This is a genomic window from Gordonia sp. DT218, assembly GCF_049847105.1.
GTDB lineage: Bacteria > Actinomycetota > Actinomycetes > Mycobacteriales > Mycobacteriaceae > Gordonia.
The window spans coordinates 1,002,405-1,022,634 of record NZ_JBNCNS010000001.1 but is presented as its reverse complement, the minus strand read 5'-3'; the positions used below and the strand labels follow the sequence as shown (position 1 = coordinate 1,022,634).

Below are 20,230 nucleotides of genomic sequence, written 5' to 3'. Positions count from 1 at the left end.
GATCCGATTCGGAACAGCCCGTGCTGCAACGAGAAGCCCTCTGCCATCAGGCTGACGGCAGAGGGCTTCTCGATGCAGATCGTCGAACGGTGTCGACCGCCGTATCAGGCGGAGAGAGGGACCGTGCTGGGCTCGGTCAACTTGCCGTCCTTCATCGTCAGCACGATCAATTCGTTCCCGCACACCGACTTCATACCCGGTACCTGGTTGCCGTCGCAGGTGAAAGTGATTCCGTCGCCCGCCGGCAGGACCACGCTCTGTGCCTGCTTGATCGCGTCACCCACCGATGTCGGATTCACCTCGCCGGTGAGTCCATTGGTCGCGCGCACGAGGCCCAGCACACCCTGGTAACCGGTGACCGCGTAACCCACGGTCGACGTGTTCGGCGCGTACTTCTGCATGACGGCGCGGAACAAAGCGCTCTCCGGGTCGTCGGAGGTGGTGTCAGCATTGCTGAACACCTTGAGTCCTTCGAGTTTTCCGGCACCGACGCCTTGTACGACATCCTGAGCCGCACATGCTTGTGGAGTCATGATCGTCGCGGTCGAACCCAGAGTGGCGAGCGACTTCATGACCGAGGTGCAGACCGTCGATTCGCCGTACACGATGACACCGTCGGGATTGGCATCCAGGCCCGAGCTGACCTGCGGTGTGGCGTCTGGTGAGCCGAAGGGGATGGGGATGACCTTGAAGTCGATCCCGGCGGCCTTGAAGGCTGGTGCGCCGATCATCTGTAGCGATCCGGTAGCCGCGGGACTGTCGATCGAGTACGCGACAACCGATTTCATGCCCTCCTTCTTCGCATAGTTGGCCATGACCTGAGAGGTGCTGCTACCGGCGGTCCACACGTACGCGTTGTCGCTGCTGGTCTCGGCCTGGCTGCCCGCAAGTGCTGTGGCATAGGGGATTCCGGCAGAGGTGACGATCGGGGCAATGATATTGCCGAGGCCGGTGCTGGTGACGACGACGGCCGCAACCTTCTGCTCGACCATCTGATTGGCACAATTGCGCGCAGAAACCGGGTCTTCTTGCTCCTTGCACACCACCAGCTCGATCGGGCGACCCGCGATCCCACCGAGATTCTCGTTGGCGTACTTCGCCGTGGCCTCGGCGGCCTCCCGATTCTCGGGTTGCGAGATTGCTTGGCCACCTTCGTTGTTGATGAGTCCGATGCGCACGGGCGCACCGCTCGCCGCCTTGCCGGGGAATGCGTCGGAGGGCACTGCGGCGCTGGTGGCCGTGCCTGCGCTGTCAGAGGAATCCGACCCGCACGCAGTGGCGGCTGTCATCACTGCCGCGGAGGCGGCAATTGCTATCACCCATGGAGAGGTGATCCCGCGAAAGAGCTTCATGGCAAAATCCTTTCGCCTCTGTCGAGGCTTGGCTGATTCTGAACTTCGTGTCGCCATCTCATAAGCATCATTCGCGAAATACGCTCGTTCGCCACGTCATCGATCAATGGTCTGCGGCTTTTGTCGCCAAAAGCCGGTGTGGGCCGCAGGAGATTCTGATGCACCGCCGTTACGGTGCGGATGGCCTCATGCCACGGTGTCGGCGGCCCCCGACTGGGCGGCGTCTGGGTGATGACCTTCGCCGGCCCCGAGATAGGCATCCTCGATCAACCCGGGGTTTTTCGCGAGCTCCCTCCCGTCTCCCTCGAGCACGATGTTCCCGTGTCGCAGAACGACAGCCGTGTCAGCAATCTCCAACGCAAGCTGCACATGCTGCTCGACCAGCACCACGGCGCTGCCGGTATCGTCGGCGACCCGCCGGATGACCGGTAGCAGGCGTTCGACGATGACCGGTGCCAGACCCATGCTGAGTTCATCGATGAGCAAGACCTTGGGGTGTTGGGCCAAGGCGCGACCGATCGCGAGCATCTGCTGTTCTCCACCGGACAAGGCTCCCGCGGCCACTTTGAGGCGCTCGGCGAGTCGTGGAAAGTAGTCCAGGACCGCATCTCGCTCCTGCGCCCACCTGCGGCGAGCTTTCACCGCGAGCCGGAGGTTCTCTTCGACGGTCAGGCTGGTGAACAGTGCGCGGTTGTCCGGCACGAGCACGAGTCCGGCGCGTGCGGCCGCTCGCGCATTTCCTGCCTTGATCACGGTGCCGTCGACCGTGACGGTGCCGTCGAGACTGGGCAAGAGGCCTGACAGGGTCAGCAGTGTGGTGGTCTTTCCAGCCCCGTTCGGGCCCAGCAGCGTCACCACCTCGCCGGCGGCGATGTCGATGTCGAAGTCGCGCACACATGGGCGGTCCTTCGCGTATCCGGCATGGACCTTCTGGCAGCTCAACATCGTGGTCATGCGTTCACCTCCTGTCCGTTCACTTCCTGCGAGTTGGATTCGTTCCTGTCGACCTCTTCGCTGGCGCTGTCCTCCCCGCTGTGCGTGGCACCCAGATACGCGCGGGTCACCACCGGGTCGGTACGGATCTCGTCGGGTGTACCAACCGCGATCCGACGGCCCAGATCGAGCACGACGATTCGGTCGCACACGTTGAGAACCAGATCCATGTCGTGGTCGACCATGACGATGGTGGTGCCCGCATCCCGGATTGCCCGCAATCGCTCACCGAGCCACTGACTTTCGCTGCTGTCGAGACCTGCGGCGGGCTCATCGAGCAACACGACTCGCGGCCGGCCGGCCAGCGCACGGGCGACCGACACCAACTGCCGTTGCCCCTGGGACAACTCTCGGACCGGCCGATCGATCACCTTGGCCAGGTGGAGGACCTCGAACAACCGATTCATCTGATCGTCGTCCAGCGGTTGAAGGCCCGAACCATGATGGTGTGCAGCGGTTGTGCCGACTTCGACATTCTCGCGAACCGACAGGTCATCGTAGAGTTCGATACCTTGGAACGTCCGTCCCAGTCCGGCACGACTACGTCGGAAAGCGCGCTGGCCGTCGAGGGACTTGCCGTCGAGTGCCACTGCGCCGCTTGCGTCGGCAAAACCGCTGATCGCATCGATGAATGTCGTCTTGCCTGCACCGTTTGGCCCGATCAGGCCGATGATCTCACCTTCTCGGACGTCGAAGGTCACGTCGTCGAGTGCCGTGATCCCCCCGTAGGACACGCCGATCCCATCTGCGGTCAGGATCACGTCGCCGATGCTGTCTGGTCGGCTGCGCTGGACTGCTTCCTCAGTCTGAGTGATGTCGAGCCCCAGGTCGGGGCGGTCGGCATCGGTGGTACGGAATCGTGCACGCAACTGATCGCGGCGTTTGTAGATGTCGGAGATGATGCCCTCTGGGTTGGCGATCACTGTTACCACCAGCAGCAGGCCGGTGATGACCGCGTAGTAGTCGCCGATGTTGGCCACTCGGTCGAGGACGACGAACATGACCCCGCCTGCACCCATCACACCGGCGAGTACGCCGCCCGAAACGCAGGTCACACCTGCGAGGTAGCAGATTGCGAACATGGCTATACCGCCCATGGCGGTGAACGAATCGGGCACCGCCATCGTCTGTTGATAGGCCATCAGCGATCCGCCGATACCAGCGATGAACGCTCCGAGGGCGAATGCGATGAGCTTGGTGCGCGAGACGTTGATGCCGGCCGCGGCCGCCGACCGTTCGTTGGCGCGGACCGCGAGCATCGATGCGCCGAGTCGACTCGTCCGCAGCTTGGCCACCCCGATGCCGATCACGACCAGGACGAGCAGGCACATCAGACCGAACGGAATTCGTGGGTAGTCGTCACCCGCGCCGATGCCCAGGTCCAGACCGAAGATGGAAGGTGGTTCGACGTGAGCGCCATTGACGCCGCCGTTGAATGAGTTGTTGCGGAACCAGAAGGCCTCGAGGAAGACTGCGAGGCCCAACGTGACGACGGCGACCGGAAGGCCGCGAATGCGCAGCGCCGGCAGACCTACCACCACGCCGACGACGGTCGCCACGAGCGCGGCCAGGATCGGTGCGATCGGGAACGGGATTCCCCAATCCTGCGAGAGTCGGCTGACCATGAAGGCGCCCACGCCGCCGAGGGTGAGCTGTGCCAGTGAGATCTGACCCGCGAATCCGGTGACCACCACTTGTGACAGGGCGATGATTGCCAGGATGAATGTCGCGATGATCGCGCCTCGATAACTACCCGCGGTGAACATCAATCCGGCTGCTCCGATGACAGTCCAGACCGCTGTCACCGGCAGCAGGTTCTTCGGCCGCGGTGCGGTGCCGAGCGTGTTCTGGATCAACGCGCCGCGAGTCGGCAGTGGCCGGCCACGCACCACGAGGAACAACAGCAGGAGGACGAGCGGGATGAGTTCGGCCATACCCGACTTCGGCATCCAACTGACGGTCGACTGGATATGGGTCATCTCGGATTGCAGTACGCCGATACCCAGGCCGGCGGCGACGGCGACCCCCACCGAGCTGAAGTTGCCGACCAGTGCGGCAGCCAGCGCCGGCACGATGAACAGAGTGTACGAGATGGGGATCAACGGCACGATGGGCGCGATGAGGATGCCGGACAGGCCCGCGATTGCGGTGCTCAGTGCCCAGTTGGAGTACGCGATCCGTTCTGGCGAGAGTCCGGTGACCAAGGCGCCGGTCTCTGACTCGGCGGCCGCCCGGGTGGCGAGACCGAACCGGGTCAGGCGGAACGCCAGGATCAGCAGGATGGTCAGCACGACGATGACGACGGCAAACCAGAGTCGGTCGGAGGGCACCCTGATGCTCCCGAAGGTCATCACATCCGAGGGCAGAATCGCGTCGACGGACACTGGCGTGGTCCCGACGCGAGCGGCGAGGAGCGCCTGGACGACGAGCATCAGCGCGATCGATGCCACCGCCTTCGCCGTGGCCGGAGCGGTACGAAGCAATCGGAAGACCGCGAAGTACAGGAAAACACCGAGCGCTGCCGCGATCACGAGAGAGATGGCCATGGCGGGTGCTACCGAGAGCGAGTCGGCCAGGTGAAGTGTCTTCGGCAACCCGGGAATCGGGATCAGCAGCTCCCCGGTCCGGAGATATGCGTAGGTGTAGGCGACGTAGAGCGCGATCGCACCAGTGGCAAAGTTGACCACGCCTGACGACCGGTAGGTCAACACCAGGGCCAGCGCGAGCGCTGCATACACCGCGCCATTCCCGAGGCCGAGGAACAGGAATTGGATGTCTTGGGTCATGGGGTCACCGCTATCTTCGGGTCATGTGCAGGGTGAGGGGTCATTTCTCCTCCGTCTGCGGGTTGGTGAGTTTGCCTTGCTCGACAGTTGCGACCACAGATCCCTTGCCGCACACCGACGGCAGCGTCGGGTTTGCGGTTCCGTCACATGTGAATGTGAGTCCGCCGCCGGCCGGCAGCGTGACGTCCTTCGCGCCGCGGATCGCTGCTGCGAACGCCTGTGGAGATGTGTCGGCCGGATTGATGCCTGCGGCCGCGCGTACCAGCCCGAGCACACCCTGGTAGCCGACGTATGCATAGCCTGAGATGTCGGTGCCGGGCGCGTATTCGTTGATCACGCTGTGGTAGAGCTGGGCCTCGGGATCGTCGCCGGTCGTCTTGGCCGCTGTGTAGACCCGAAGTCCCTCCATGGACGAGGCGCCGACCCCTTGAACGACAGTGGGTGTGGCGCAGCCCTGGATGCCCATCTTGGTACCCGAGAAGCCGAGCGTGCCGAGCGCCTTGAGCGTGGCAGTGCACAAATTGCCTTCGCCGACGACGATCGCGCCCTGCGTATCACCAGTGAGGCCTGCGCTGACCTGAGGTGTCGCATCTGGGGTTCCGGGCGGGATCGTCACCACGTTGAGTGCGATGCCCTTCGACGAGAATGATTCCTGGCCAAAAGTCTTGAGGCCGTTGACCGCAGCCGGTATGTCGATGGTGAAAGCGGAAACCGATTTCATTCCCGCACGCTCGGCGTCTTCCGCCATGGTCTCGATGCTGGCCGGAAATCCGCCACTCCACATGAATGCGAGCTTGTTGGTGAGTTCCTCGTGACTCTGGCCGGCTGCCGCGACGTACGGGATTCCCGCCCCCGTGATGATCGGCACCAGAATGTCGCCCTCGCCTGTGCTGGTGACGACGACAGCGGACACCTTCGCCTCGACCATCTGATTGGCGCAGTCACGCGCCGATGCCGGTTCCTCTGCGTTCTTGCAGATCACCAGGTCGACGGGATGGCCGCCGATGCCACCGAGGTGGTCGTTGGCATATTTGGCTGCGGCGACAGCTGCCTCCCGATTCTCGGGTTGCGAGATCGACTGCCCGCCCTCGTTGCTGATCAGACCGATCTTGATCGGGTTCGCGGACGCCGGCTTTGCGGTGAAGCTTGCTGCCGGAATCGATTCGGTGGCCGAGCCACTCATGCTGCTCGTGGAAGTACTCGACGAGCTGCACGCCGCGAGTGAGGCGGCCGCCAGAAGGGATACCGCAGCGAGGGTCCTGGTGGTCCAGCGCTGGCGCAACGGTTTCATGAGAGGTTTCACTTTCTCTGCTCAGTGGGCGGTTCGCGTGAGGGTGTATCACCTAGATAACTATGTGTTGTGCGCCACTATGGCATAGTCCGGATGGAAAAGTCACTACTTCCGGCGCTTTTCGCTTCGAACTTCTCGTCGCGCGCCGGTGAGATGGAGGAGGGTCCTGATGGTGCCGGGGATGCGTGTGTTCGAGGATCTGGACGATCTCGTGTCGTCGGTCGGCGCGGTTCTCGGTCCGACGCCATGGCGACGGATCGACGAGAACGCGGCCGCTCGGTTCGCCTCGTCCGTCGCGCCCGAGCGGGGGGCGCGCCTGCTCCTCGAGGCTGAGTGTGACGTGGTGAGACCTGATTTCCTGCTATCACTCATCCCGGTGTTCGTGATGCAGATGCGTCGCATCCGAGGGATGCGATCGGGCGTCAACTATGGCGCCGATCGAGTCGTGTTCCCGGCGGCGGTGCGCATCGGGGATCGAGTGCGAGCACGGTCTACGATCACCGCGGTGGAGTGGACAGGACCGGCCTCGGTCGCACTTGTCGCGTCGACCGTAGTCGAGGCTTGCCGCGACGAGGTGGAGTGTGGCCCGCATCCCATTGCTGTTCGGGGCGACCTACTGAGTCGCATCTACTGTTAACTAGTTTTACCAAGTGCGCGAAGTGGGGGCCCGAGCCGTGGCGAGGTGAGAGGTGAACTGAATCGTGGGAGTGCGCGCTGGTCTGGGTCGCGCAGAACGACGCCGGCCGGCGCGAAACACCATATGGTGATCGCGCCGGCCGGTGGTCCCGAACGACCTCGCTGCCCGGCCTATCCAGAACCGGGATCCGATTCGTCGGCCTGGCGGGGGACTGAGGCGGATTGGTCGGTCGCCGCGCCAGGCGGACCGGAATACCCTCTGCACACCACGCAAGTGCGTCGTTCGGTAGTCAGATGGCGAAAGTTCTAACTCGGGGGTGGGGTGAACCGATGGCCCCAGAGGGCTCCTTCGGTGATGTTGTATGTCGGGACCGCCTCGGGCACCTGCAGGCCGTCGAAACCGAACTCGAAAGCGTAAGTGTCCGGCGAGTAGACGTAAAACGAGACCATCTGGTCGTTCGTGTGCTTGCCCAAGGTGTGCATCATCGGCAGGTCCATCGCGTACGCCCGGTCGAGGGCGATCCCGACGTCGTCGAGCGTCTTGGCCTCGACCATGATGTGTACCAGTCCCCCCGGCCCGGGCCGGGGTGCCAAACCGAAGCTGTGGTGCCGAGCGTTGCAGCCCATGAAGTACGTGGGGCCTGCGGTGTTGCGTTCGACGAATCCGAGGATGCGGTTGTAGAAGTCGAACGTCTTCTCGACGTCCTCGGCAGTGACGATGACGTGTCCCAAGCCCATGTCACCGGTGACGAACCCGGAGACGAGCGGCGTCTGCACCGGCACATGGTCGAGGATCGGCCCGTAGTACAGCTCGACCTGGTTTCCCCCGGGATCCGTGAAGCGTGCGAACCCGGTGACCCGCCGTTCGGCGCATTCATCCTTCGAACCCGCGACCGTGTCGATTCCCTCGGCGCGGATCTTTTCGACCAGATCCGCGAGCTCACGTCGGTCCAACACCTCGAAACCGATTGCCGTACAAGAGGCTTCCTCGGCTGGGCTGACGACCAGTCGGGGAGGGTGGTCATCCATGCGGAAGTAGACAGACTTCTCGTCCGCGCCTTCGACCTTCATGAGGCCGGCGAAATCTTTGCCGAATCTTCGCCACTCGTCGATGTCGGGGGAGTTCAGCCGGATGTAGCCGAGGGAATGTACTCCCATGGCAAGCTCCAATCAGTATGTTTCTGGGGTTGTGGGTAGGTCGTCCAGGCGTCGCCTGGTGGGCGTCAGTCCCGCCAGATGTACCGGTCGGATACCCGATGGTGGTTCCAGATGGTCATCTCCTGCTCTTCACTGAGCCGATGTCCGTCAAAGCTCGGCGAGTGCATTCCGGCTGTCACTTCCGTCATGTTCATGAAGTCCTGGCCGAAGACCTGGCCCATATCGGCGTCTCTGTAGTCGTCAAAGTGGGACGGCTCGAAACGCCGCTTCTTGTCGTAATCGGCAATCGGGATCTGATCGAGGCTGAAGACCTCGAACACGCACTTGTTCGGATCCTTCTCGTAGGGGCGTGACCGGTACCAGAACGCGGAGCCCTGGCCGGGCAGGATGATGCTGTTCGGGAACACCGCCCAGGAGCTGCCCGCCTCGGTCCACTGTTCCGGCGGGATCACGGGCCAGTCGTAGCCCTCCTCGATCGACAGTTCGCGGTACAGCTGTAGAAAGTACTTGCCCGCGGTCATGCCTTCCGGCACGTCGGCGGTCTTGAGAGCTTCAGCCGCTCGCCAGCTGCGCTCGTTTTCCAGGCCGCGCATGTCCTCGTGCAGATACTGGACGGCGTTGGCGACGTTCAGGCGCGCGTCCGAGATCTGGTCTCCGCTGCGCTTGGAAGGGTCCTTGCCGTCATTCTTCGAAGAGGTCGACTTGGGGCCGAGAGCTGAATAGTGGGAATGCCGTTCGTAGACCGTTGTCGGTGCCCACGGACGGATGTCCAGCTCGCGAAGCGATGCCAACTTGTCGTTGGTCCGGTCGAGCCGAAACAGCTGAGGATGCGTGCCGGCGACGTGGTATGCCTCGAGAAACGCGTCCAGCCCGGTCTTCCAGTTGGTGTCCAGGACGACGCTCTTTCCCCACCGGAGCCGGAAGTTCTGGAGCTGGAAAGGTTCGAAGATCCGGGGAATCGGGTCGAGATATTCCAGGAGAGGGATGGCGTCGGGATCCGGATTGATGAAGACGAACCCGGCCCACTGATCCACGCGGACCTGGGCCAGACCGAGATCCTCGTCGGACCGTGGCACGAACTCCTCGCGGTCGAGCACCAGCCGGATGGAGCCGTCGAGGTTCCACCGCCACCCATGGAACGGGCAGATCAACGATCCGACTCGGCCGCGGCCGCGGGCCAAGCGGGTACCGCGATGGCGGCACGAATTGTGATACGCACGGATGGCGGTCTTCGACTCGCGCACGACGAGGACGGAGAAGTCTCCGACTGCGTATTCCACGAAGCTTCCCACGTCGGCCAACTCCTCGGCCCGGCATGCGATCTGCCAGGTGCGAGGGAACATTCGCCCGAGCTCGAGATCCAGGAAATCTGGGTCGAGGTAGCGGGCCTTCGGAATGAATGCCCGGCCGAGTCGGTATTTTTCGGGGACTTCCTCGGGTGGCACGTCGCCCTCGAACCAGATCGGCGGTCGGTTCGTTGTGGGCTCGTCGACGATAGTCATCGAATCACTCCTTGTGTCAGTGGAATCGTGCGCCCGCGGGCGCGGAAATGTGATCTCGTCGATTAGTCGGCGTTGGGTCCGGCGATTTCTACTCCGTCGGATCGACGGGCGACGTGAATGCAGTTCCCTGGGCATCCGTCGGCGGCGTCGATCACGTCGAGTCGGAGGTTTTCCGGCACGTCAGCGGACGCTCCCTCTTCGGTCAACAGGGGTCCCTCAGCACTGGGTTTGACGTGCGCCACGCCGGCATCGTCGAACTCGAAAACGTCCGGCGCCAGCTGAGTGCACAGTCCGTCTCCGGTGCAGAGATCGTGCTCGATCCAGACTCGAACATCTTCATTCATCGGATTTCCTCTTCCTATTGTCCGGGCCGAATGATCTATGGAGATCGACAGGTTTCCATTTCTTCTGTCCGCGAGGGAAAGGGCCTGAACGAGCGGTATGCAGAACGCTCCCGCAGTCTGGTCAATTGGTGGTCGCACGGCTCAAGAGGAGATCGAGCCTCACCGTCGATGCTCTCTCGACTCTGGCACAAACTTTCGTGGAGCGTGTTTCGGAAGTCAATCCGCCTTTCCGTCAGGCGGGATGGCCGATCTGTCGCACGATCCGACTGCCGGCGTTGCCGGGCGCGACATGAGGCAGGTCCTCGGATCGGAGTGCGCCTTGACAACTTCACGGCGGGGTGTGATGCTGCTTACAGCTCAAAAGAGGGCACTGAATAGCTCTGGATCTCCTCCTCAGCCCGCCAGATCCGCCTCAGAATTGGGCATGTGGAGACACAGAGTGTCCTGAATGAAAGGTGACAACATGTCATCCAGCCTGATGCAGCCCGTCTCGACTGCGCCGATCGCAGCACCTCCAGAGCCGTCGACATCGGTCCGTAAGGCCCTCGCATCCACGGATGATTGTGAGAGTTCGGACCGTCGGAGTCCGGACCGTACTGTCCTCGGCCGGGTCGCGGCAATCATGGATGCGTTCAACTGCAGTCAGCAGGTGCTGGGCCTTGGTGATCTGAGCGCGCGGACGGGCCTGCCCAAGTCGACCCTGCACAGGCTCGCGGATCAGCTGTGTCAGATCGGGTGGGTCGAACGCGAGCGGGGGGGATACCGGGTGGGACTCCGGATGTTCGAGCTCGGCGGCTTGGCGGCCGAGGCCAGTCGCCTGCGAGAAATTGCGCTGCCCCATCTCCAGGCGTTGTCGGCGCGTACCGGAATGCCGGTCCACCTCGGTGTTTTCGACAACGGCGAGATCGTCGATCTCGAACGAGTGATGGCAGGTCCGGTGCGCACCCCTGTTCGTCGTGGCGGACGCTTCCCGGTTCACTGCAGTGCTCTGGGAAAGGCCATCGCAGCATTCGACCCTCAGGTGGCCGAGTTTGCAGTGGACGGACGGCAAGGAGCTTCACCGTCCGGATCAGACGCTGCCGCAATGCTGGCCGAGCTCGATACGATTCGTCGTCTCGGGGTGGCGTTCGACCGCGGTGAGACGTTCGAGGGGTGGGCTTGCGCTGCCGCTCCCATCCGTGGCGCCGGCGAAGTGATTGGCGCTGTGTCGGTCAGCGGTCAGCTCGGCCGGCTCCGCCTGGGCGCGTTGGCAGAAGCTGTCGATCACGCAGCGACGGCGATCTGGAATGCGAGCAATAAGCAGGCGGCAGTACGTCGTCGGTAGTCGAGATCGTTGGTGCCGCATGGGGCCGGTGGCACCCACCTCTTGAACTGTCTTTCGACGAGGATGTGCCTGCGAGACCAGCCCAAGGCAAATGGCTCGGTATCGCATGCGCCACTGACAGTCTGGCGGGGCCATGCGCGCATTGCGCATGCCTCGACGGCCGGCGAAGCGATGATCAGGCAGTCGCACATGATTCGAGCGTCAGGCGGGATCGCCACATAGCTCGACGTCGAAGGGGCGACCTCCCTCGGTTGAGGCGGATCGGCTCGTTCGGTATGGGCCACTGCACGATCGAATGGTCGTGCGTGGCTTCCTGTCACGCCTCGATCGTCTCTTCGCGAACCAGCAGTCGCCGCCGAAGCAGTGGAAGGCCTTTCTGGGCTGCCCTGAGTGCCCCATGTCACTTGCTACATTTTGCCCCGTAGAAGTATCACTACGTGGGTCCGGAAGGGCGTGGAACGCCCGCATCATCTGATCCGGTGGGACCACTGGCACACCGATGCGAGGTCCCCAAAACAAAAGGGTGACACCCATTACAGGGCTGTAGTAAGGTGACGAACACAACATAGTTATCTAGGTCATCTACATTAACGTTGAGCGCTGGTGTCAGCTGAAGCTGCACCTGGTGCCTTCGACGTCGCCCTCCTTGCCCAGAGGTTGGTCAAGGGGCGGATCGAGAGCGCCGACCTGCTTGAGCAGATCATGGCGGCCTCGGCAGTTGACCCACGATGATCCCGTTGGCAAGACGCCCAGCCGGGACCGGATGATTCCCAGGGCGATCACATGAGGAGAAAGCAAATGGCAATATTCAAACCCGCCCGTGTGGCGATGGCGGCTGTCGGCGCGTCATGTCTGGTCCTGGGGATTGTGACGGGTTGTGGATCGAGCGACGACAGTGCATCGGACGCCGGCAGTAGCGCCGCTGTGCCGTCGGAGGCATTTCCGGGGCAGGTTGCGTCTGGCGAATCTGTGAAGATCGGTCTGATCAACAACGAGGGCGGTGCGTCCATTTCGCAGCCGGAGAACCGTGAAGCAGCGGAAGCGGCCACCAAGTACGTCAACGAGAACTACAAAGGAATTGCCGGTCGTCCAATCGAACTGGTCGTGTGCAAGTCGGCTGAGGAGCCGGTTTCCGCCCGGGACTGCGCGAACCAGATGGTGGAGAAGAAGGTCGCAGCGGTGATCGTGACCTCCTCTGGTTTCGGCAACATCATGGCGCCGATCATCACCGGCGCGAAGATCCCATACGTGACCGCAGTGACGGGCGGGGCAACCGAGGGCACGACGGACGGGGCCTTCGTCTGGGCCGCGGGGCAGAACACCTCGCAGGCGCTCGCCAACTACGCCAAGGGCAAGGGGATGAAGTCGGTCGTCGCGTACGCAATTGATGTTCCGGCTTCGATCAACGCTCTCAAGATGATCGGTGAGCCGGCGTTCAAGGAGGCCGGAGTCGACTTCAAGCTCGTTCCGATTCCATTGGGTACCCCTGATGCGACTCCGCAGGTCAGTGCCGGATTGTCCTCAAATCCGGACGGCGCAATAGTGTTTGGTGAGTCGACGGTCTGCACCGCGGTGATCAAGTCGTTGGTCACCTTGGGTTCGAACGCGGAGATCATGACTCCGCAGTCGTGTGCCGCTCCGGAGGTTGTCTCCGGAGTCGGTGCGAGCGCGCTGGAAAACATGAAGGTGGTCAGCAGTGCCGACACCTCGTCCGACGCGCCAGAGAGCGCGCTGTATCGCGCGATCATGGCGAAGTACGCGCCGGACACGGCGACCTCCGGCTACGCGGTCACCGGCTACCAAGGCGCGCTGGGTCTCTATCGTGCGGTCGCCGGTCTGACCGGTGATGTCACGGCGGCCACGATGACCGATGCAATCCGTTCCGCCAAAGATGTCGTTCTCCCGGCAGGCGACGGGATCACCTTCACCTGCGACGGCACGGCGCTCGCCGGCCAACCGTCTGTATGCAGCAACGAGATGATCATGCTCACGATGAAGGACGGTCAGCTCGTCGATCCGACCACCGTGAGTGCGCTGCCGACGACGTCGGGCTAGAGGCGGCAACTGTTCCGACAATGAACCAGTTGCGGGGGCAGCGCAGGCCGGCGACCACGAATCTTGTCGGTCAGTCCGCCTCCGCGGCCAGGTCACGGTCCCGTAGGGGCCGGATGTGAGTCCCCAACTGTCGTTCGGCGTGTCGACCTGGAGCTGACGGCTGAGGCGGTGACGGTGTCAATTGAGCACCGTCACCGCCTCAGCGTTGCGACCTCCCGCCTCACGGCCACACCCAGCGCGACGCGGCGATGGCGGCCACCGCCGCCGCCCGTTCACGCGTACCAGGTCCAGAGGTACCCGGCCATCGGGTCGGTGCCAGGCCGCTGACTGTGGTTTCACGGTCTTTCGCACGTCGGCCACCACCGTCGGGGATACGGCCGCGCTTGCTGACATCTGTGTGCACAGTTCTCCAGGATGGTCACGTTCGTATCGCACCGAGGTCTGCGACGCCCGGATCACGTCTCCGGGCACTAGGCCAGGGGAGACGGTGCGGGCTATGACCCCGAGTTCGGCAGCGAGACAGCCTTGTCCGCGACTTCACCCCGACGCTACGGTGGGGCATGAGACCTCCGGTCGATCTGGTCCTTGGACAAGCAACACCCCAACCTGGGCTCGCTTCACTTCACGCCGGGACACCTGCCCCGAACGCATTGGCCGGCTACGTCCAAATCGACCTGATATCCGACCGCCCATCCGGATTCGGGTGCCATTTGGGACGCCGGCAGGCCGGAGCCGTCTTCCATACCAACAACTATCGGTTACTGCGGCCCATCCTGGTATCGCCGGCAGAGAGGGCCATCTCGGCCTCGATGTGCAGAGAACACTTGCGCGGTGTACGTGAACTTTCTTGGACTGACAGGGAAGTCGTCAGGAGTTCGCGGTCGGGACCCTTGGATTGGCGCGAGGATATCGTGGCCGACTACCTGGATTATTGTGGTCTCTGTGCCAGTGTGGTTCTGGCGCCGTCGTAGTCAGCAATCAGCGGAGATGACATGTCGGATGCCAGACAACGGTTGCCGTACCGATCTGGTTGCGCGCGTGGCTCCGCACGACCGGCGCCGGTGGTCACTGTAACTCTGCCGCCGGTCTTCTCATTGATTGGCATCCGTTTGTCCGCGGGTCCGAATCCGATACGCCGGGGCTGAGGAGCGGCGGTTCCAGACGACGGATCAGCAGGGTGGTCGCGGTCTTCGTCACTCCCTGGTCGCGTCGCCTCTGTTGGAACCGCGTTCAAGAGCTGCGTCCTCGCCGTGAACGCCTCCCAGCGCAACGCTGCCGTCATTCGGAAGCAAAATTCGCAAACGGCGCACCAATTGTCCGCGTTGCTGCGTCGGATCGGTCACCAGTATGCCGGAATACGTTGCAGAAGTGTGTGTTTGGGCGAGCCCTATTTCGGCGTCGGGCCCTGTTGTCCGCGAGTCGCATCAACCCGGCGCGTGTTGAGAGCTGAGGGTTCGAGGTCTCAACCAGCGGGACGGCGGGTGACCTGTCTCCGTCGCCCTCCTAACCTGACCTGACACTTGCCGGCGAACGCCTCAAGTTCCTTCATTTACGTTCCACCGGGACAAAGTCGAAGACGGAGAGCAGATGTCCAACCAACGCTATCTACACCTGAACCTGGTCGGCAACGAGATCAATCACCACCAGGGCGCGCCCGCCTACGAACGCGACCATGGCGGCGGTCCGAGCCGGCGCAACGCCTACCTCCCGATCCTGGAGATGGGCCGACTGGCGGAGGAAGGCCTGTGCACGGCGATGTTCCTCGGCGACATCGCTGGTACCGCCGGGTCGCCTGCGCCGGATCACGGCCCGCCGGAGCCCATCACCGCGTTTGCGGCGCTCGCCTGCCAGACGCGCTACCTCGGTCTCATCGCGACCGCATCGACGTCGTTCTATGACCCGTACAACCTAGCCCGGCTCCTCGGTTCGCTCGATCAGATCTCGAACGGGCGGGCCGGCTTCAACGCTGTCACCAGTGTCAGTGAGGAATGGGCACTGAACTACAGCAAGGAAAGCCATCCGGATCGCAAGACCCGTTACCAGATCGCGGACGAGTTCCTCGATGTGGTGACGGGTCTCTGGGAGAATCGTGAGCTACGTTTCGATCCCGACGGCATCAGGCGCTTCTATGCCGATCCGATCAACCACCAGGGGAAGAATTACCAGGTCCTCGGCCCCCTCAACGTCGCACCGAGTCCGCAGGGCCGCCCTCTGATCGCACAGGCCGGGGGTTCGGGCCCGGGCATCAAGGTCGCGGCCAAGCACGCGGAGATGGTGTTCACGAACGCGAACACGCGTGAGCAGGCGGCCGAATACCGGGCGCAGCTCGACCAGGCATTGGCGGAGGCGGGGCGGGCGAAAGGTACCGTCCCGGCGATCCCTGGTCTGATCCCGTATCTCGGTCGGACCCTCGCGGAGGCCGAGGAGAAGCAGCGCGAGCTCGACCAGCATGTGGACTACGAGCTGTACGCGCCGTTCGCACTGGTCCAGTTCGGGCTGGAGTACACCTTCGACAGCATCGATGATCCGTTCCCGCTCGACCAGCTCCCGAAGCCCGAGGACGTCCAGGACACGATCAAGAGCACATACGGCAATTATGTCGGGCTCTACACCTGGATCACCGAGCATCCGGGTGCCACGGTGCGTGACGTGACCGCTCATTCGTTGGCCCGGGGCGGTGCGCAGCACCGCAAGTTCATCGGGTCCTACGACGATTTCGTCGAGGATCTGGCGACCTGGCACGCCGACGGTCACGTCGGGGGGTTCAACCTGATGTTCCCCACCGGGGTCATCGACATCCGTGAGTTCGTCGCCGAGGTGGTACCCCGTCTGATCGACCGGGGCATCTATCGTGGTCGCCCTGACTCACGTCCTCTCCGCGAGCGATTCAGCGCGTGAGCATCCGGCGGAACGCGGAGGCTCACGGCCAGTGATCACATTCAGCGGCAGCGACTTCGGTCAGATTCTTTTGAAAGAGGTGAGTACGAGATGACGCTCCCCGAGCAGGCCCCGGGGCCGCAGCCAGAGTTCTACGACCCGGAATGGGTACGCGCGAAGTACGCGCACGAGCGCGCGAAGCGGCTGCGGACAGACGCTCTCGGACAGTTCATCGAGGTGACTGCCGAGTTCTCCCACTACGCGGATGATCCTTACACGGAGTTCGTCGAGCGGGAACCCGTCGACGACGAGGTGCAGGTCCTCGTCATCGGCGCCGGGCTGGGCAGTCTGATCGCGGCGGTCCGGTTGCGGGAGGCCGGATTCGACGACATCCGGATCGTCGACAAGGCGGGTGATGTCGGGGGGACCTGGTACTGGAACCGCTATCCGGGCGCCCAGTGCGACATCGAGTCGTACATCTACATGCCCATGCTCGAAGAGCTGGAATACATTCCGGAGCGTCGGTACGCATTCGGTCCGGAGATCCGCAAACACTGTGTGAGGATCGCCGAACACTACGACCTCTATCGCAACTCGCTCCTGCAGACCGTCGTGACAGAGATGGTATGGGACGACGACGCACGGAAGTGGACGGTGACGACGGATCGGGGGGACCGGATCAGCGCGACGATCGTCTTGGTCTCGCCCGGGCCGCTGAGCCGACCGAAGCTGCCCGGCATTCCAGGCATCAACTCCTTCGAAGGACACACCTTCCACACGAGCCGGTGGGACTACTCGTACACCGGCGGTGACGAGACCGGCGGACTGGATCGACTGCGTGACAAGCGAGTCGGGATCGTCGGTACCGGTGCCACAGCGCTGCAATGTATTCCGCATCTCGGCGAGTCGGCGGGCAAGCTGTATGTGTTCCAGCGAACGCCGGCGGCGGTCGACGTCCGAGGCGACCAGCCCACCGATCCGGAATGGGCCGCGGGCCTGCAGCCGGGATGGCAACGCGAACGGATGGAGAACTTCACCCAGGTGACCGGCGGTATGGGCGCCGACGAGGATCTCGTGGGCGACGGGTGGACGCAGGTCGCTCTCGAGCTGACCGGTCCCGCCGTGATGAAAGAGATGGAGCGTCGCGGCACCGCCATGTCGATGGAGGAGATCGCCGAGTTCCTGTTCGAGGAGGACTTCAAGTCGATGGAGCGGGTGCGGCGTCGTATCGAGTCGCTCGTCGACGATCGGTCGACGGCCGAACGTCTGTTGCCGTGGTACAAGCGGCAGTGCAAGCGACTGAGCTTCCACGATGCCTACCTGCAGACCTTCAATCGGGACAACGTCGAGCTGGTGGACACCGACGGCCGCGGACTGAACCGGCTGACCCGCGACGGCGTGGTGGTCGACGACGTCGAGTACAAGGTCGACGCGTTGATCTTCGCCACCGGGTTCGAGGTGGCGACGAATTACACGCGGCGGGCAGGATTCGACATCACCGGTCGTGGTGGAACCCGTCTCAGTGACAAGTGGGCCAAGGGTCCGCGCACATTCCACGGACTGCAATCGCACGACTTTCCCAATTGCTTCTTCCTGGGATACACGCAGACGGGGATCGCGCCCAACTACGTGCACACCGCCGAGGAGCGGGCGCGTCATGTCGCGTACATCCTCGAGGAGTGGGCGAATCAGGGCGGCCTCCTGGTGGAGGCCGACCAGGAGGCCGAGGACGAATGGGTGCAGACCATGGCCGAGAGCACGGTGATGGGCAAGCAGTTCTTCGCCGACTGCACACCGAGCTATCTGGATTCGGAAGGTGACACGGAGAATCCGGACAGCCTGCTCTCAGCCGGATACGGGGGTGGCCCGGTCGCCTTCTTCGAGATCTTGGAGAAGTGGCGTGCCGCGGGGACCATGGAGGGCGTGACGGTCGAATGATCTCGCGGGCGCCCGGTGGTGGCAGGCTTCTGCAAGCCGTCACCGGGCGCTCGTGCATGCGGGGAACGAGTTGCGTGACGGCAGTCCGGGAGCAGTCGGGTCAGGAGAAGCGGCTGCCGTGAATGAGTTTGTCCGAGATGCTCCTTGCCGCACGGAGCACCATCGGGGCGAGCGGCTCGAGCGGGCTTGCGTGGCGCGTGACGATGGAGATCGCGCCGACCGGCCCGTCGGAGTTGCGTACTGCCGCGCCCACGCACGCCAGGTGTCCGAAGCATTCGCCACGCTCGGTGGCCAGACCGTTCCGGGCGCGGATCCGAGCCAGTTCCTGGTGCAGGACGACGATGTCGCCGATGCTGTAATCGGTACGGCCACTGCGAATCACGCTCGAGTACTGGTTGTCGACATATTCGGGCGACAGGCTGGCGAGGATCGCCTTGCCGGCAGCGGTGCAATGTGCAGGAGCACGGCCACCGACCTGGGAGGGAACCCGATGGCCGTTTCGCCCACCGAACATGTCGAGATAGTAGATCTCGGAGCCGGCCAGAGACGCGAGATGAACGTACATGCCGGTACGAAGCGCCAGCGCTTGCAGGGTGTCCGACGCTGCCGAACGTAGCTCGTGCTGAGCGAGCTCTCGGCCTCCGAGCGTGAGCGCGAGGCTTCCGAGGCTGTAGTGGGTCTTGGCGTGAATGAGCCAGCGACACTGCACGAGCTGATCCAGGATCCGGTGTGCCGTCGAGCGCGGCAGGCCGGTGTGCTGGGTCACCTCGTCGAGAGTGAGCCGGGCCAGCGGCCGGTCGAATGCCTCCATGATCAGCGTCATCCGCTCGACCATCGACAGAGGCAAGGCGTTCTGCACGTTCACCGCGCAGTCGTCGGTCAGCAATGCGGTCATGTTGCACCATCCAAAGTGATCGGCCCAGGGTGCCTGGGGTTCGCATGTGTGAATTTTGCAGTGAGGTGACGAGATGGCTTACCGGCGACGACGTCAGCCGGTCCGAGAACCGCGCACCTGCCCGGCCTCGGAATAGCCGATGATCTGCAGATGATGACGGTCAGCGAACACCTCTGCCTCATCTCTGTCGAGAAGACCGTCAGAGCGGCGGCCGGTACCGACCAGCGTGGCGAACACCGCCGCCACCGAACCGGCGCTCTCGGCCAGTCCCAGTGCGAGACCCGCGAGTTCGTGCCACGGAGGGCTCACGGCGACACGAACAGGGAGGACATGACCTGGGCGTGTGAAGTCGTTCGGAGTGGAGTCACGCCGCCCCAGCGTGTTGATGGTCTGCGTTCGGTCGGTGGCCGAGATTCCGGTACCGGTTCCCGCCGCGGCGTCCACCCCGACACATTGCTGGGATGACCGCCGGTCGACCGTGGGGGCCACGGGTGGGAGCTGCAGGCGGTCGCAGTGCGCATCGCGCAGCGCCACCTGCAGGAAGCCGGAGGTGTGGCGGACGAGGAACGCCGTTTGCTCAGTGGTCAGGCGATCGGCGGTGCAGACAAGATCGTAGCGGCGCGAGATACTGACATCATCGCCGATCATCACCATCTCGCCGCTCCGGAGCCGTGACACCGCCTCCCGCGCCGAGGCTGAAACACCATGTTCCCGAAGGGAATCACCAAAGTCCATCTCGAGGTCGAAGAGAGAGCCGGCACTCACGGGATCAATCCGATGCCGGTAGTGGCGACGCGGCCTTGATGCCCAACGGGGCTCCATCGATGGCGAGAGTGCCGTCGCCCGGCTTGGTGCAGAGAAGTTCGACGTCTCCATCGTCCGTGCAGTACCGCTTGCCGAGTTGCGTGGCACCCATTCGCGGAGGTTCGCCCTGCGTCGCCGGGGGAGTCTCGCTCATCGCTTCACCTCCGCAGGTCAGATCGAGATCGACGTCTCCCCAGCGGATCACGACGACGGAGGTGGTGTCGACGGTGCTGAAGAGTGCCTTGCCGGGTGACGGTTTCATCTGTAGTGCCTTT

General features: G+C 63.5%; 15 protein-coding genes. 5 read left to right on the top strand and 10 right to left on the bottom strand.

The genetic code is table 11. The annotated features are described in order from the left end of the window. Positions 1-104 precede the first annotated feature (104 nt). The 4 genes from ACPXCG_RS04735 to ACPXCG_RS04720 form a co-directional block, all read right to left on the bottom strand. A complete protein-coding gene (locus ACPXCG_RS04735) occupies positions 105-1,352 on the bottom strand; it encodes an ABC transporter substrate-binding protein (RefSeq protein ID WP_425789566.1) in 1,248 nt (415 codons plus the stop codon). A gap of 186 nt (positions 1,353-1,538) precedes the next feature. After that, positions 1,539-2,306, bottom strand: a complete 768-nt coding sequence (locus tag ACPXCG_RS04730; RefSeq protein WP_425789564.1) for an ABC transporter ATP-binding protein — start codon at positions 2,304-2,306, stop codon at positions 1,539-1,541. Beyond that, the gene (locus ACPXCG_RS04725; protein WP_425789562.1) at positions 2,303-5,131 is read right to left on the bottom strand and encodes an ABC transporter permease subunit; all 2,829 of its coding nucleotides are present in this window, start codon (positions 5,129-5,131) and stop codon (positions 2,303-2,305) included. Before ACPXCG_RS04725 ends, ACPXCG_RS04730 begins: the two co-directional genes overlap by 4 nt. Before the next feature lie 40 nt (positions 5,132-5,171). Then, entirely contained in the window at positions 5,172-6,434 is a 1,263-nt protein-coding gene (locus ACPXCG_RS04720) for an ABC transporter substrate-binding protein (protein ID WP_425789560.1), read from the bottom strand. A gap of 157 nt (positions 6,435-6,591) precedes the next feature. On the opposite strand from ACPXCG_RS04720, the gene ACPXCG_RS04715 reads away from it, so the two are divergent. Continuing rightward, positions 6,592-7,059 (top strand): hypothetical protein, encoded by a 468-nt coding sequence (locus ACPXCG_RS04715; RefSeq protein ID WP_425789558.1) that lies wholly within the window; start codon positions 6,592-6,594, stop codon positions 7,057-7,059. 305 nt (positions 7,060-7,364) lie between these two features. On the opposite strand, the gene ACPXCG_RS04710 is transcribed toward ACPXCG_RS04715, so the two are convergent. The 3 genes from ACPXCG_RS04710 to ACPXCG_RS04700 all read right to left on the bottom strand — a co-directional run bounded on the left by ACPXCG_RS04710 (position 7,365) and on the right by ACPXCG_RS04700 (position 10,062). Beyond that, positions 7,365-8,216: a VOC family protein gene (locus tag ACPXCG_RS04710; protein ID WP_425789556.1), complete on the bottom strand. Its 852-nt coding sequence runs from the start codon at positions 8,214-8,216 to the stop codon at positions 7,365-7,367. Between the two features lie 65 nt (positions 8,217-8,281). Next, positions 8,282-9,718, bottom strand: coding sequence for an aromatic ring-hydroxylating oxygenase subunit alpha (locus ACPXCG_RS04705; protein WP_425789554.1), 1,437 nt, complete (start codon positions 9,716-9,718; stop codon positions 8,282-8,284). Positions 9,719-9,780: 62 nt separating this feature from the next. Continuing rightward, positions 9,781-10,062 carry a ferredoxin gene (locus ACPXCG_RS04700; protein ID WP_425789552.1) on the bottom strand — a complete coding sequence of 94 codons (282 nt, stop codon included), beginning with the start codon at positions 10,060-10,062 and terminating at the stop codon, positions 9,781-9,783. A gap of 463 nt (positions 10,063-10,525) precedes the next feature. On the opposite strand from ACPXCG_RS04700, the gene ACPXCG_RS04695 reads away from it, so the two are divergent. The 4 genes from ACPXCG_RS04695 (at position 10,526) to ACPXCG_RS04680 (ending at position 18,256) form a co-directional block, all read left to right on the top strand. Further along, positions 10,526-11,386: an IclR family transcriptional regulator gene (locus ACPXCG_RS04695; RefSeq protein ID WP_425789550.1), complete on the top strand. Its 861-nt coding sequence runs from the start codon at positions 10,526-10,528 to the stop codon at positions 11,384-11,386. A gap of 969 nt (positions 11,387-12,355) precedes the next feature. Continuing rightward, complete coding sequence (locus ACPXCG_RS04690) at positions 12,356-13,441, top strand: ABC transporter substrate-binding protein (protein WP_425789548.1); 1,086 nt, start codon at positions 12,356-12,358, stop codon at positions 13,439-13,441. A 1,587-nt stretch (positions 13,442-15,028) separates the two neighbouring features. After that, positions 15,029-16,339 (top strand): NtaA/DmoA family FMN-dependent monooxygenase, encoded by a 1,311-nt coding sequence (locus ACPXCG_RS04685; RefSeq protein ID WP_425789546.1) that lies wholly within the window; start codon positions 15,029-15,031, stop codon positions 16,337-16,339. A 90-nt stretch (positions 16,340-16,429) separates the two neighbouring features. After that, entirely contained in the window at positions 16,430-18,256 is a 1,827-nt protein-coding gene (locus ACPXCG_RS04680; RefSeq protein WP_425789544.1) for a flavin-containing monooxygenase, read from the top strand. A 100-nt stretch (positions 18,257-18,356) separates the two neighbouring features. On the opposite strand, the gene ACPXCG_RS04675 is transcribed toward ACPXCG_RS04680, so the two are convergent. The 3 genes from ACPXCG_RS04675 to ACPXCG_RS04665 form a co-directional block, all read right to left on the bottom strand. Next, positions 18,357-19,151, bottom strand: coding sequence for an IclR family transcriptional regulator (locus ACPXCG_RS04675; protein ID WP_425789542.1), 795 nt, complete (start codon positions 19,149-19,151; stop codon positions 18,357-18,359). 93 nt (positions 19,152-19,244) lie between these two features. Further along, complete coding sequence (locus tag ACPXCG_RS04670) at positions 19,245-19,829, bottom strand: 3,4-dihydroxy-2-butanone-4-phosphate synthase (protein ID WP_425789540.1); 585 nt, start codon at positions 19,827-19,829, stop codon at positions 19,245-19,247. Positions 19,830-19,920: 91 nt separating this feature from the next. Next, positions 19,921-20,217 (bottom strand): hypothetical protein, encoded by a 297-nt coding sequence (locus tag ACPXCG_RS04665; protein WP_425789538.1) that lies wholly within the window; start codon positions 20,215-20,217, stop codon positions 19,921-19,923. Between the last annotated feature and the right edge of the window lie 13 nt (positions 20,218-20,230).